At 58.7% G+C, this 14,568-nt stretch carries 10 protein-coding genes; 1 reads left to right on the top strand and 9 read right to left on the bottom strand.

The features are described from left to right. The 5 genes from ACWBU6_RS05305 to ACWBU6_RS05285 are packed head-to-tail and all read right to left on the bottom strand — an operon-like array spanning position 1 to position 6,144. Positions 1 to 936, bottom strand: coding sequence for an NAD-dependent epimerase/dehydratase family protein (locus ACWBU6_RS05305; protein ID WP_452647797.1), 936 nt, complete (start codon positions 934 to 936; stop codon positions 1 to 3). Next, positions 933 to 2,675 (bottom strand): hypothetical protein, encoded by a 1,743-nt coding sequence (locus ACWBU6_RS05300; protein ID WP_452647796.1) that lies wholly within the window; start codon positions 2,673 to 2,675, stop codon positions 933 to 935. The genes ACWBU6_RS05305 and ACWBU6_RS05300 overlap by 4 nt, the downstream gene beginning before the upstream one ends. Beyond that, positions 2,672 to 3,421, bottom strand: a complete 750-nt coding sequence (locus ACWBU6_RS05295; RefSeq protein ID WP_452647795.1) for an SDR family NAD(P)-dependent oxidoreductase — start codon at positions 3,419 to 3,421, stop codon at positions 2,672 to 2,674. The genes ACWBU6_RS05300 and ACWBU6_RS05295 overlap by 4 nt, the downstream gene beginning before the upstream one ends. Then, on the bottom strand, positions 3,422 to 4,717 hold the full coding sequence (locus ACWBU6_RS05290) for an FAD-binding oxidoreductase (RefSeq protein WP_452649529.1): 1,296 nt from the start codon (positions 4,715 to 4,717) through the stop codon (positions 3,422 to 3,424). It abuts the gene before it with no gap. Then, positions 4,711 to 6,144, bottom strand: a complete 1,434-nt coding sequence (locus ACWBU6_RS05285; protein WP_452647794.1) for a UbiA family prenyltransferase — start codon at positions 6,142 to 6,144, stop codon at positions 4,711 to 4,713. The genes ACWBU6_RS05290 and ACWBU6_RS05285 overlap by 7 nt, the downstream gene beginning before the upstream one ends. 351 nt (positions 6,145 to 6,495) lie before the next feature. Between ACWBU6_RS05285 and ACWBU6_RS05280 the strand changes: the two genes are divergently transcribed. After that, complete coding sequence (locus ACWBU6_RS05280) at positions 6,496 to 7,911, top strand: mannose-1-phosphate guanylyltransferase/mannose-6-phosphate isomerase (RefSeq protein ID WP_452647793.1); 1,416 nt, start codon at positions 6,496 to 6,498, stop codon at positions 7,909 to 7,911. Between the two features lie 68 nt (positions 7,912 to 7,979). Here ACWBU6_RS05280 and ACWBU6_RS05275 read toward each other — a convergent pair whose 3' ends face one another. From ACWBU6_RS05275 to gmd, 4 genes are all read right to left on the bottom strand, one after another. Continuing rightward, positions 7,980 to 10,322: a hypothetical protein gene (locus ACWBU6_RS05275; RefSeq protein ID WP_452647792.1), complete on the bottom strand. Its 2,343-nt coding sequence runs from the start codon at positions 10,320 to 10,322 to the stop codon at positions 7,980 to 7,982. A 218-nt stretch (positions 10,323 to 10,540) separates the two neighbouring features. Continuing rightward, positions 10,541 to 12,493 carry an acyltransferase family protein gene (locus tag ACWBU6_RS05270; protein ID WP_452647791.1) on the bottom strand — a complete coding sequence of 651 codons (1,953 nt, stop codon included), beginning with the start codon at positions 12,491 to 12,493 and terminating at the stop codon, positions 10,541 to 10,543. A 104-nt stretch (positions 12,494 to 12,597) separates the two neighbouring features. After that, positions 12,598 to 13,488, bottom strand: coding sequence for a GDP-mannose 4,6-dehydratase (locus tag ACWBU6_RS05265; protein WP_452647790.1), 891 nt, complete (start codon positions 13,486 to 13,488; stop codon positions 12,598 to 12,600). 10 nt (positions 13,489 to 13,498) lie between these two features. Further along, the gene (gmd, locus tag ACWBU6_RS05260) at positions 13,499 to 14,545 is read right to left on the bottom strand and encodes a GDP-mannose 4,6-dehydratase (protein WP_452647789.1); all 1,047 of its coding nucleotides are present in this window, start codon (positions 14,543 to 14,545) and stop codon (positions 13,499 to 13,501) included. Between the last annotated feature and the right edge of the window lie 23 nt (positions 14,546 to 14,568).

Genomic DNA, 14,568 nt, shown 5'->3' with positions numbered 1-14,568 from the left:
TTAAAACTCCAGAATCACTTTGCTGTATTGCGGATGATTGAACGTCTCGTCGATGGCCTTCGCAAACGGCGTGCACGGCACACCGAACATGCCCGGCCAGTCGATCACCTCGAACGAATCCTTGGCGCTCAGGGCCGCCAGCTGCTGCGTGGTAAACGGTGGATTCTTGTCGAACAGGCTCCAGGTCCAGATCAGGGCGTAGAACAGCTTGTACGGGATCTTGGCGATGATGGCGCGCGCGCCGGTGGTGCGTTTGATCTGGCGGATGATATCGATGTAATCGACTTCCTCGTGGCCGGAAATATTGTAGATACCGTGGTCGATCTTGTTCTCGATGCAGCTGATGATCACATTGCAGAAGTCGCCCACATACAGCGGCTGGCGCATGTAGCGGCCATGGCCCGGGATCGGGAACACCGGCACTTTCTTCATGAAGCGCGACAGCCAGCCCAGGTGCTTGCGGTCGAACCAGCCGAACATCAGGGTCGGGCGCAGGATTGGGCATGGAATGCCGCTTTCCAGCACCATCTTCTCCTGCTCCTTCTTGGAGTTGGTGTAGAAATCGTCGGCCACCGACATCACCACCGAGGAACTGATATGCACCAGCTGCGGCACATTGTTGGCCTTGACCGCGTCCAGGATCAGGCGCGTGGTGGTGACGTTGTTGTCGACGAATTCCTGGTAATCGATGCCGCCGATCTGGGCTTGCAGCATCACCACCACGTCGGCACCGGCGAAGTGGCGCTGCCACTCGCCCGGCCTGGCCAGGTCGGCATATTCGACCGTGATGTCCGGTTGCACCTGCTTCAGCACTTCCAGGTTGGGACGGTGCTTGTCCAGCACCACGATATCCGTGTAGCCCTTCGCCTTCAGGCGTGCCACCAGGTTCTGGCCAACCAGCCCGGCCCCGCCCGGGAGCAGAATTTTCTTGGTCATGTCTTGTCTTTCTCAATAATCTTGCCCGGCCGCGTCGCCGGCGCACTTACGTGTAATTCACAGGCCGCTCCGGCCGGCCCCTCGCCGCGCAAGGTCAGGCGTCCCGCCTGGCCGGCCGACAGGTAGCCGCGGTAGCCGGACTGGCGCGCCGCCTTGTGCAGCGCAGCCGCCGCGTCATTCCAGGCCCAGCCGCCCAAGGCATAGCCAACCTGCCTGCCATCGGCATCCAGGAAGCGGACCACCTGGGGCACCGTATCGCCAAGGGGCTCGTACAGCCAGCCGCTCACGCGCAGGAAGCCTTCGTCGCCCTTGACCGTTTCAGCCAGTTCGATGCCACCCCTGCATGCCGGCAGCGCCATCGGCGCAAATTGCTTGCCCATGCTGGCCCGTGCACCACGATAAGGATACAGTCCGAACACCGAGCGCTGCCTGTCAGCCGCCAGCGCGGAGGAAGCAACGATATCGGTATTCGGCGCTACCCGGCCGATTTCCGCCTGGTCCTTGATGCGCAATTCAACGGCCAGTGCGGCAACCGTGCGGCCAAACAGTTCGTCGGCATCGGGCCGCAGCGCGCGCACCTGGTACACCATCATCAGCAAGGCCAGCACGACCAGCCCGCCCCAGGCGCGGCGACGGCGCCGCTCTTGCAGCGCCAGCAGCGCAGGCGCATACAATACCAGCAAGGCGGCCCAGGCCATCAAAGCTGGCGTGGTGTAACGCTGCGACAGCGCCTGGCTCAGGCCGAAAATCAGGCGCCCGCCGGCCGTGCCGCATGCCGTGCCAACGATGTAGGCGATGAAGAACAGCAGCGCCAGCGGCAGGGCGAATTGGCGCGGCTGGCGCCAGGATTGGCAGGCGAAGCGGAGCGCGCTGGCAATCAGGAACAGCCCGCCCAGCGTGGCCGCAACGCGGCCCAAGCCTTTGTTGCCGAACGCAAAATGGAAAGGACTGCCCAGGTAATAGAGCACGTAACGGGTAAGTTGCAGCGGATGCTCGCGCAGCGACTGCAACGGGGAGCTATGCCCGGCCGGCGTTGAATAATCGTGGAAGTAGGCAAACAGCACCAGCGCAGTGAGCAGCGCGAGGCTCCCGGCACGCCGCCAGCCTTGGCGCGTCAGCACGGCGTAGCCAGTCATCAGCGGCAGGGCCAGCACGCCGTTCGCCATCGTGCCGGCGCTCAGGATGCCCAGCAGGCAGGCCAGGACGAATGTCCCTGCCCCGTCCTGGATCGAGCGGTATAGCGCGTACAGGGCGGCGAGCGGCACCAGCTGGGCGAGGATGAACTGGCTCTGGAAGCCCCAGGTCAGGTTCTCCTGCTGGCTCCAGAAGCACAGCGCGCCGGCAATGAACAGGGCCAGCGCCTGCTTGTCGGCGGCCCGCTCGGGCGCCACCTCGACCTCGCACAGGATACGCCAGAACAGCAGACCGGCCATCAGCACCAAGGTGCAATTGGCTGCGATCAGGAACCAGCCGGCGCCGTCGAACCAGCGCAGGTCGGCCCAGAACAGCAGGCGTGCCAGCACGATGCGGTGTTCATTGTGCTGCGCCCACCAGACATGCCAATCGCCGCCGGCTGCCATGTCCAGCAGCTGCAGGTAGGGCCCCCACATGTCCCAGAACGGCACCGGCGAGTAATTGCGGGACGCCCCGAACAGCGCCAGCGCGACCATCAGCGCCGCCACGCATGCGAAGAACTGGCGCGGCGCGGTGGTGCGCAGCGGCGCGGCGCTGCTGCTCATATATCCATCCGGTTGAAAATAGCGCGCGGCAAATTGGCAATCACCAGCATGATCAGTGCCCATTTTCCTGGCGTATACAGGACCGGCTGGCCCTTGGCCGTGGCCGCAACGATCTGCGCCGCAACCGATTCCACGCTGGCCATGCCCCGTTGCGGCATGTGCGCCGTCATCGGCGTGGCGGTCGGCCCAGGCTTGACCAGCACCACCTTGACCCCGCTGCCCGCCAGGCGGTGCTGCAAGCCTTCCGCGTAGCGCGTCACCAGCCCCTTGGCGGCGCCGTAGACGTAGTTCGATTTGCGCCCGCGTTCCCCCGCCACCGAACCGATGATGGTCAGGGTGCCGCGCTTGGCGCGCTGCATGTGACCGGCGAATGCTTCGGCAAACAGGGCCGGCGAAATACCGTTCACTTGCATCGCCTCAGCTGCCAGCGCCAGGTCGTCCTGGCAGGCCTGCTGGTCAGGCAGCGAGCCGTGCGCAATCAGCACAATGTCCGGCAGGCCGCCCGCTGCGATGCTATCCACCGTGGCGCGAATCTGTTGCGGATCGCTGAAGTTCGCTTCCACGACCTTGATGGCGGATTGCGGGCTGCGTACGCGCAGGTCGGCCGCCACGGCTTCCGTTTTCTCACGGTTGCGGCCAACCAGGGTCAGGTCAAGCGCCTGGCCAGCCAGCCACAGGCGGGCGCAATGCTCGGCCATCGCCGAGGTGGCGCCAACGATTACGATGCTCTTTCTATTTTCAGACACTTAATTCCCCATCAAGCGGCGCGACATCGCGGAACTGATGCCCGGGTCGCGGAATTGCAAAAATTCGGCGAGGCGCGGATAACCGGCCTCGAACAGTGCGCGCGGCATGCGGGCATCCTTGGCCATGTAAATGCGGCCGCCGGCTTCGGCGACGATGGCATCGAGCCGCTCAAACAGGCGCAGCGTACGCTCGCCGCGGTTCGGGAAATCCAGCGCCAGGGTCACGCCCGGCTGCGGAAAGCTCAACATGCCAAGCGCCTGGCGTTCGCCAAAGGTCTTCAGCACGGCCAGGAAGGAGCCCTCGCCGCTGTCGCCGATCGCCTGCAGCATGGCCTGCACCGCAGCCCGTCCGGCAGCGCGCGGCACCACGCTCTGGTATTGGTAAAAGCCCTTAGGGCCATACATGCGGTTCCACTCCTGCAAATTATCGAGAGGATAGAAATAGCTCTCGTAATGCGCCACGCCTTTGCCAGCGCGGCTCTTTTGCAGGTTGAAATAGGCAAAGTTGAACGGTGCCAGCGACAGACCGTTGACCAGCGACACCGGCGGCACGAACGGCATGGTGCGGGTACGCGCACGCGGCGCAGCGCGGTCTTCGATGGCGCAGTGGTTAGCGCGCAGGAAGATGCCGCGTCCGTTGCCGGACAGGCAGTCGATCCACGACACCGTGTGCTCCCAGCCGGCCTCGGAAGCATCGGCCAGCCGGAAGAATTCGTCGAGGCTGGAATACGGCAGGGTTTCCGTTTCCAGCCAGGGGCCGGCTACCCGGCGCAACTGGATCTCGGCAGTGCCGATCACGCCGGTCAGGCCGAGGCCGCCGACCGTGGCGGCAAACCAGGACTGGTTTTCGTCCGGCCCGCACGCAATGCGGCTGCCATCGGTGCGCCATAATTCGATACGGCGCACATGGTCGCCGAAGGAGCCCAGCGCGTGATGGTTTTTGCCGTGCACGTCGTTGGCGATGGCGCCGCCAACCGTCACCATCTGGGTACCGGGTGTGACCGGCAACATCCAGCCGCGCGGAATCGCCAGGCGCTGGATATCGCGCAGGAGGACGCCGGCTTCGCAATGCAGCAAGCCGCTATCGTGGTCAAAGCTGATGAAGTGGTCGAGGCCGCTGGTGCGCCACAGCACGCCGCCGGGATTGAGGCAGACGTCGCCGTAGCTGCGCCCCATGCCGTGCGCCAGCCCTGGCACCGCGCACTGCAGCTGGCGCCCCAGCTGCGCGCGCCCGGCCAGGGCCCGCACCTGGTGCTCCCACTGGCCCAGCCGTCCCCAGGAGGACACCATTACCACGGCCATCCCGCCGAGCCTGCCGCCAGCACCAGCGCGAAGCAGGCACCGGCAAACAAACTGGCCTTATCCTTCACCGCATACACCAGCGGGTCGTCGTGCATATTGCCGCGGTGCGCCTGCATCCACATCCAGCTGACCCAGAACAGCATGACTGGCACGGCGCCCCACATGAACTCCGGCGAGCTGTACAACATCAGCACGGACTCACTGTTCAGGTACAAGGCCAGCACCACCACCGCCGCATAGCCCGAACTGATGCCCAGCATCTGGATCAGCGGTGCGTCCGTCGTGTAATAGCCGCGGCCATGCGCCTTTTTCTTGCCGTTCAGGATTTGCACCTGCAATTCGGCGTAGCGTTTGACGAAGGCCAGCGAGAGGAACAGGAAGACCGAGAACGCCAGCAGCCAGAACGACAGCGGCATGGCCAGCGCTGCCGCGCCAGCCACAATGCGCAGCGTGTACAGCATCGCCAGCGCCAGGCAGTCGACCAGCATCAGGCGTTTAAGGAGCCAGGAGTAGGCACAGGTCACCAGGAAATATCCTGCCAGCCAGAAGAAGAAACTGCCGCCCACCTGCCAGGCGACGAGCGCGCTCGCTAGCAGCAGCAATGGGGCACAAAGCACGCCCTGCCAGGCCGGCACCTGCCCGCTGGCAAACGGGCGGTGGCGCTTGCGCGGATGCTGGCGGTCGCTTTCCAGATCCAGCAGGTCGTTGGCGATATACACCGAGGAGGCGCACAGGCTGAACGCAATAAAGGCCAGCACCAGCGGCAACCAGTGCGCCGGGTCGGTGAACTCATGCGCCGCTAACAAGGGCACGAACAGCAGCAGGTTCTTCAGCCACTGGTGCACGCGCAGCACACGGCGCCAGGCACTGAAGCCGGCGCCGGGCGCCGCGAAGGAACGCTCCACCTCGCAGCAGTCCGCTGCGCGCCGGGCAAGGTCGGGCGGCGCGTTGACCACCACGGCGCGGCGCGCGCTGCGCCACACCGGCAGGTCAGCCTGCGAATTGCCCGCATAGTCGTAACCGGCCTGGCCAAAGCGCTCGACCAGCGCGGCGGCCTTATTCTTCCCGGCCAGGTTAACCACGCCGTCGCTGGCCATTACCTCGTCGAACACGCCCAGGTGGGCAGCAATGGCGTTGGCGATGGACTGGTCGGAAGCGGTGCACAGGATCAGCTTGCGGCCATCGCTGCGCTGCTGGCGCAGCCAGTCCAGCAGTGCCGTGTTGTAGGGCAACGAGGTAGCGTCAAATCCACCATGCTGGGCCAGGCGGCGCTTCAGCACCGCTTTCCCACGGGCAAGCAAGAACGGAATGCGCAATACTTCCGCGGGCTTGTCGCGGAAAGTCCTGATCGCTGACTCGTGCAGCATGTCGGTGTGAATCAGGGTGCCATCGAGATCGATAATCAGCGGCAACGAATTCATGGTCGCGGCATCCAATATGGCGTGGACATGCGCTCTCCAGCTTACAAAGAATTGGTTTGGGACTGCCTTTATTCCGTAACACCGCGCGGGAGCAGAATCAGGGGCGTCGGAACCGCCGGGCAATTCGCATGTGCGGGCCCCGCTCAACGCAGGGGCGCCGACCGTGAATTATCCATGCGGCCAGCACCATCAGGCAGACGGACTTTTGCTTGCAATTAAATGAACATTCTAACATACCAATATGCGCAGCCGGACCTCCGGCACAGGCCGCCGGCCGGCGCGGCGGGCGCTTCCGCCCGCTGGAAAATGTTGTAAACTCCGCAGCTTAGTCTTCAACCGAGAACGATTAGCATGAAAATTTATCCGATCATCTTGTCCGGCGGCGCCGGTACCCGCTTATGGCCCTTGTCGCGCGCGGCATTGCCCAAGCAATTGCTGCCCTTGGTGACGGATAAGACAATGTTGCAGGAGACCGCACTGCGCCTGACGGGCCGCGACGGCATGATGGCGCCGCTGGTGGTTTGCGGCAATGAGCACCGTTTCCTGGTTGCCGAGCAGTTGCGCGAAATCGGCGTTAATCCGCTGGGCATCCTGCTGGAACCGGTCGGACGCAACACGGCGCCCGCCGTGGCGGCGGCCGCCCATTACCTGGCAGCGATCGACCCCGAAGCGGTCATGCTGGTACTGCCGGCCGACCACGTGATCAAGGATGTGGATGCCTTTCATGCCGCAGTCCAGCGCGCCGCCACCCAGGTCGCAAGCGGCGCATTGGCCACCTTCGGCATCGTGCCAAACGCGCCTGAAACCGGCTACGGCTATATCCAGAGCGGCGAGCCCTTGATGACGGATGGATGCTTCAAGGTCGCCCGCTTCGTCGAAAAGCCGAACCGCGAAACCGCGCAGGGCTTTGTCGATGCCGGCAACTTCTTCTGGAATAGCGGCATGTTCCTGTTCCGCGCCGACGCCTACCTGAAGGAGCTGGCGCACTTCCAGCCTGCCATGGCCGAGTCCAGCGAACAGGCAGTGGCCAAGGGCTACCGCGACCTGGACTTCTGCCGCCTGGATGAAGCGGCCTTTACCGCCTGCCCTTCCGATTCGATCGACTATGCCGTCATGGAGCGGACTACGCGCGCCGTGGTGGTACCGGCGTCCATCGGCTGGGACGATGTCGGTTCATGGACTGCCCTAGCCGACGTGCAGCAGTCCGATGCCAACCGCAACGTCACGCGTGGCGACGTCTACCTCGACGATGTCAGCAACTGCCTGGTGCGCGCCGAAGGGCGCATCGTTGCGGCTATCGGCGTCCAGGATCTCGTCATCGTGGAAACGGCCGACGCAGTGCTGGTGGCGCACAAGGACCAAGTCCAGCGCGTGAAGCAGGTTGTCGATCACCTGAAAACCAAGGGCCGCACCGAACACCTGCACCATACCAAGATGTACCGCCCATGGGGCTACTACGAAGGCATCGATATCGGCGAGCGCTTCCAGGTCAAACGCATTACCGTCAACCCTGGCGGCAAGCTGTCCCTGCAGATGCACCACCACCGCGCCGAGCACTGGGTGGTGGTATCCGGTACCGCACTGGTGACCTGCGGCGATAAGGAGATTCTGCTGACTGAAAACGAATCGACTTACATCCCGATTGGCATGGTCCATCGCCTCGAGAATCCTGGCAAGCTGCCTTTGCACCTGATTGAGGTTCAATCCGGCAGCTATCTTGGCGAGGACGATATCGTCCGCCTTGAAGACGTCTACAGCCGCAGTTAAATAACACCCTCTACGATGCACCAGGTTCGTGAACGAACCCGGTGCCCAATTGGCCGCTCGGCATCAGGTCAACGCCGGCTAGTCAAGCCCGCCACTGCACGCAGGCCTTGGGCTTTGCGCCCACGCTCAGCGTCGACATCCGCGTTTGAATCGGCGTGTCCTTCGGAAGGCTGGGGGCCTTCCCGATAAATGAAAGCCGCACCTAAAAGCATAATCAGGAAAATGGCGGCGCTCATATCAATAGTCAATGCGTGCTGCAGTGGAGAAATAATCCAGACTGTTCCCGCGTAAGTAAGCAATACCAGCAATAAAGCTTTGTAAAACTTCGGGAAACGATATTGGGTTATTACGCTGCCCCCCAATGCCAGCCCGAACACGGCGGCCTGTGGCCAGTGATGCAGGATTGTAGGTGCAATGAACAGCATTACGATTACCAGCCAGGTCAGTATCGATGTAAGCAGTAATGCAGAAAATGGTTTCAGGTGTTCCACAGCGTCATCCCGGCCACGCCGAGTCCTGCTGATTACCAGCCAAATAACAGACGCGGCACAACAGACCAGAATTCCAGAATTGCCCACCGACAGAAACATGAAATCCAATGCCCTTAGTTTGTCGATCGAATTTGCGCCATAATCAGCATTCACAAGGACGTTGGTGATCATATGATCGACCGGATAAAACGCTTGTGCAAACATGATCTTTTTAACTTCAAGCCATTGCTGAATATTAATTGCTCGATAACAATTGAGCAACATGTCCCAGGTAGAAGACTGGCTTCCGAACCCGAAACTCCCCGTCAAGGCGTATTTCGTCACCGGGTCAGAGCTTGGCAGTATGAGGTATTTGTAAATACTCCAGCTTGCCAGTAATGACAGTGCAATGCTGCCGCCGATGGCGATTTTCTTGAGATTTTCGCCCCGGATACACCATAGCAAATAGAGAACGCCTAAAGGCGCGATGAATATGGCACCAGACATATGTGCCAGCATCGACAGTGCACAGACAATCGGGAACAGGATCAGGGCTGAATCCTTAGTCATTTTGATTGATGTGGCTGGACGCAATTGCCAAACCAAACCGAATGCCACCATTGCAAATGCAGCACCAAACGCCTTTGGCCAGCCGTAGACAGAATTGAACAGGACAAATGGAGTACACGCAATAAACAACAATACTCCAGCAAATTGCTTCTTATTCAAGAAGGCTGCCAACTTGCTCAGCAACCACCAGATGGCCGGTGCCCACAAAGTGTTGAGCGCTACTGAGGCCACGTTGAAGGCAGTGCCTCGAAGGTAGTTGCCGTCATTATTGAGCTGAAGCTGCCCAAAGACATCAGCCAACAACAACAACGCTCCGGTCATAAGTGGCGGCCTGTCGGTAGGCATCCATTGCCCGCCAAAAAGCTCACGCAAATTCCACTCATTTCGAATTGCTTCGGCAAACAGCCAAGGCAGTTCCGCATCAGATGACCATGCTGCAGGCCAAAAGCGATAATTTGGCTCCCAATGTCCGAGTCCATTATAAGCAAGGCATAAAATTGCAAAACAAACCAAGCTAATCAATGACCAGACTTTAAAGTAAGGCAGAAGCCTTTCAGCGGCCGCTTTCCTGGCTTGAGCGCCGGCGACCATAAACAGGAAAATGAAGAAGGAAATGACCAGAATCGGACTGAACCGCCGCAATTCCTCACTGAGAATCATTGGCAGGTAAAACACCCCCAATGATGCAATACCCAACGAAACAAATGCTACGGGCAATGGGTCATCCCCCCCACGATAACGAAGGGCAGCGGCGGCACCCGCAAACATCAAAAATGAAAGAACAAGCAGTGTGGTAAAATAATACGGAAACTGCCCCAGAAAACTCAATTTCCAGTAAGAAATTGGGGAAATCTTATAAACACTTCCAATCCCTACATACGACAGCGTTTCAGAAGTTTCCAATATTAACCGGGCACCTTCGGAACACCAGCTTTTGGGAGTCGAAACAATCGCTTCCGAGATATTCGAGTTCACGCTGCCATTGAAAACCTCTAAGCGAGCCCCATTTCTTTCACACTGGATATAGGTTCGCACAAGTCCTTGTACCGTTCGTGTCGAGCCTGTGACAATCACAGACATGTACTTGGATGGAATGAAAACACTGGACTGTATCTTCAACGGCCCCATTCCTGCTTCCGGCGTCCAATTGCGGTAGAAATACGCTTCGGGACCCGTTACGGATTGCCGGAGCTGTCGAAGCTGATGCGCTACATCTGTAACAGCAACTTTGCTTTTTTCGCTGCCCAGCAAGGTGGTCGGGTCAAGTTTGGTGAGCAGTCGCGCTGGATTCTCAGGATAAAGGCAGATCCCAAATGAAATAGATAAAAGGATTAGAAACAGAAATGTTAGCTTACTTCTAAATAAATTCATTTGGTGATTTATAGTAATTTGGTATTGAAACACTCGTGATATCGCAACCTTGCAGCATCACTCGACGATTGATGCCATAAACGAAACTATTGTATCGTCTAAGAGACAGCAGGTAAACGCTGCCCCCAGGTTTGGCAGCTCGCCGCCTTCGTTTCGCATTTTTCACAACACCGGCATTGAGCGCAACGTTTGCGGCGAGGGGCTGGCTTGTCCGGATGTCACCGCCCACCTGGCGTTTCAGTTACAGGTACCTTGAATAATTGGAAATTGTCCTCCACGAGCTTCCGGCCAACCAAAGTAGATCCAATAATATTGAGATGATTGTGATCGCGATATAAAACAGAGTCGTCTTTTGTCATGCTGCAATTCGCCTCATCGCAAATGTATTTGGCTAGCGGCAAAATCTTTACAGCGGGTCGAGCGCCGACGACCTTCCTCAGGGCAGCGTAATATACGTCTTCTTGGGATTTTGCAGTCGCCCGCGGCATCTTACAGATACTGTTATTCGAGAAACGACGGCTTCCTTTACACTTTTCCGGATCAAATGGGAATACCGGCACATCGTCCGTAATATAGACAGTCTTACCTGCAGCCGAGAGTGCGTCCACCGCCTTGATCAGTTCCACGTCCAATGCTGATTCTTTAGGAACCTCTGAATATCTGGCCACCCAGTGCATCGTCAGTATGACAGTCTTGATGCTGGGGCTTTCAATAACGGTCCGATAAATGTTCTTGAACTCCGGATTCCCCAGGAAAGGAAGGCTGCCCTTGATATAAAAGACGACATTCTTCTCGGGCAAAGCCTCAGCCATACCGATGAAGAGATGTTCCGCATGACTGTCGCCGATAAGAGCAACATCAATCTTATCGGCAGGTTTGGATTGCATGCAGCGGGTATAAATATCCCATTTGAGGGCTTCAGCCGCAACCTCGCCGGGAGTGCACAGGAAGTACTTTTCCGCAATATATTTGTGGTACTCCAGGTGTCCGGTATCTCCGTCCCGACTGTTCTGGAATTGGGCGTCCCTCCTGAAAGTTAAGCCATCTTTCAGGTAAGTCCCGTAACCGATTAATCCCAGTACAAGCGCAAGCATTAACAGCACAGCGGTCTTCGCCCTGCGCTGCCCGCCAAATCTGAGGGGACGTTCGATGATCTGGTAGGTCAACCATGACAGCAGTATCGATAAAGCGACCGCTGCCAGGCGTGCCGCCTGACTCGCCTCCTCGCCCTGGATAATGCGAAGAAACGCGAGCAGAACCCAGTGCCACAGATAGAGGGGATAACTGATCAGCCCAACCCAGACCAGGACGCGGGACGATAATACATTGCGATTCAGCCAGGCTTGTGGGCCAGCAAAGATGAGAAGTGCGGCGCCAAACACTGGAGCGAGGGCATGCACACCTGGATATGGCACCGTTCGGTCATAGGCAGCAATGGAAACGCCCACCAGTAACAGTCCGGCGGCGGCCAACACGTCGGCCACTAATGGCCGGTTGGCAAATGACCGCCATTGCACCTTGAAGCCATTTACATAGGCAATCGCCGCACCCACCATCAGTTCCCAGAAGCGCATGTGTGGCGCGAAGAATGTCTTTACTGCATCTTCATGCACCCCTTTGGCATTCAGGCCAAAAGAGACAATTCCAAGCAACACAATGCTGACCAGCACGTTAAACCTGATCTTCCATAAGATCCAGACCAGAAAAGGATAAATAAGGTAAAACTGCTCCTCAACTGCCAGCGACCACAAATGCATGAGCGGCTTCAGTTCAGTTTTAACGTCGAAATAGCCAGCTTCTTTCCACAGTATGAGGTTCTCGGCAAACCCCATGCCTGCCGCAATATGTTTTCCGAGCTGCTTGAATTCTTCAGACAATAAGATAAACCAGCCGGCGGCATAGGCCGTACTCACAACCAGCACGAGCGCCGGAAAAATCCGCCTTACCCGGTGCGAGTAAAATTCGGCAAGCGAGAACTCATTGTTTTCCAGACTCTTAAAAACGATCAACGATATAAGATATCCGGAGATAACAAAGAAAACATCCACCCCGACAAAGCCCCCTGACGCCCAGCCTGGCACTGCATGGAATACAACTACGGAAATAATCGCAAGAGCGCGTAGCCCATCAATATCAGGCCGATATTTAGGGTGAACATTTGGTGCTGTCATTTTTTATGTGAGTTCGAGGCCGGAAGCGGAATTGCAAGCGGGGCACCAGCCCTTCATGGACAGCCGCCGAGCCTCGGCTGCCCCGTATTTTCAGTATCAGCGCCTCAGCCTTCGTACATCCAGCGCAAAGTCTCTGCCAGTGGCCGTTGCGCCAGTGGTCCAATCGCCGCCTGCAATTTGAGATTGCTCCCCACCAGCCGGGTGACTTCGTTGCTGCGTACGAAGGCCGGATTGACAGAAACATTGATTCGATAGCCGGCTATCTCCGCCATCATATCGAGCACTTCGCCTAGCGAATGTCCAACTCCAGAACAAACGTTATAGGTCTCGCCAGCAATCTGGCTGCCTGCTTCCACCAGCTTGGAGTAACTGTCCACCACCATGCGCACGTCCGAGAAATCGCGCCACACATGCAGGTTGCCAAGTTCGATATCGCGCGCGCCACGCCTGAAGTGCGAGACGATTTTCGGCAACAGGAAATTCTCATGCTGCCCAACACCGGTATAGTTGAACGGCCGCACGATCGTAATCGGTAAGCGATCCATCCACAGGCGTGCCATGTATTCCATCGACAATTTGCTGACCGCGTAATCATTCGCGGGCGCCGGCGCCACCGCTTCGCTGATCGGCTCCACATCGGTATTGCCGTAGATATTGGCGCTCGAAGCCAGCAGCACGGCTGAAGGCTTGTTGGCCAGCCCAGCCAATGCCTCCAGCAAGTTGCGGGTACCCATCAGGTTGACGCGATACATCGCCTCGATGTCCGAATGCGCGACAAACGCAATCGCTGCCAGGTGCAGCACGACATCCGGCTGTACATTTTCGACCATGCGCAGCACCGCCTCGCGGTCGCCGAGATCGACCGCAATCACGTCCTGCTCTTCAGGGCTTGGCGACAAGGCGGTACCGAACACGCGGTAGCCTGCGGCGCGCAATGATTGCGCGAGATAGTGGCCGGTAAATCCGTGAATGCCCGTAATCAGTGCGCGTTTCATGCCGTTCAACTCAGAACGAGAAGCCAGTGGCGTTGCGGCGCAGGTCTGCCTCGACCATCATCTGGCACAGCTCTTCCAGCGTAGTCTGCGGTTTCCAGCCCAGTTCGCGGGTCGCCTTGGCAGGGTCGCCGATCAGCAGCTCGACTTCGGCGGGACGGTAGAAGCGCGGGTTGACGCGCACCAGTTCTTTGCCGGTGGCGGAGCAACGACCAACTTCGTTCTCGGCCTCGCCCTTCCATTCGATCTGCACATCGATCGCCTTGAACGCCAGAGAAACGAAATCGCGTACGGTTTCGGTGCGGTTGGTCGCCAGCACGAAGGTGTCTGGCTGGCTGGCCTGCAACATGCGCCACATGCCTTCCACGTATTCCTTGGCGAAGCCCCAGTCGCGCTTGGCGTCCATATTGCCCAGCTCGAGCACATTCAGCTGGCCCAGCTTGATCTTGGCGACCGAGTCGGTGATCTTGCGGGTGACAAACTCACGGCCGCGCAGCGGCGACTCGTGGTTGAACAGGATGCCGCTGGAACCGAAGATGCCATACGACTCGCGATAGTTCACGGTCATCCAGTGCGCGTACAGCTTGGCAACGCCGTATGGGCTGCGCGGGTAAAACGGGGTGTCTTCAACCTGCGGGATAGCCTGCACCTTGCCGAACATTTCCGAAGTCGACGCCTGGTAGAAGCGGATTTTCGGGTTCACGATGCGGATCGCTTCCAGCAGGTGCACTGGGCCAATGCCGGTGATGCCGGCAGTCGTGACCGGCTGGTCGAAGGACACGCCCACGAAGCTTTGCGCCGCCAGGTTGTAGATCTCGTCGAAATTGCCGGCTTGCAGCAGGCGGATGCTGGAACCCAGGTCGGTCAGATCGTATTCAACCAGCTTCAGTTTCGGATGGCTTTCGATGCCCAGTTCCGCGATACGCCAGAAATTCACCGAGCTGGTACGGCGGTAGGTGCCGGTTACTTCATAGCCTTTTTCCAGCAGCAGCTGCGCCAGATAGGCGCCGTCCTGGCCGGTAATTCCAGTGATCAAGGCCTTCTTATCAACGTTGTTCATCTTAATATATCCAATAAATACTA

This window comes from Pseudoduganella sp. HUAS MS19 (genome assembly GCF_053615455.1).
This window is presented reverse-complemented; position numbering and strand designations above follow the sequence as displayed.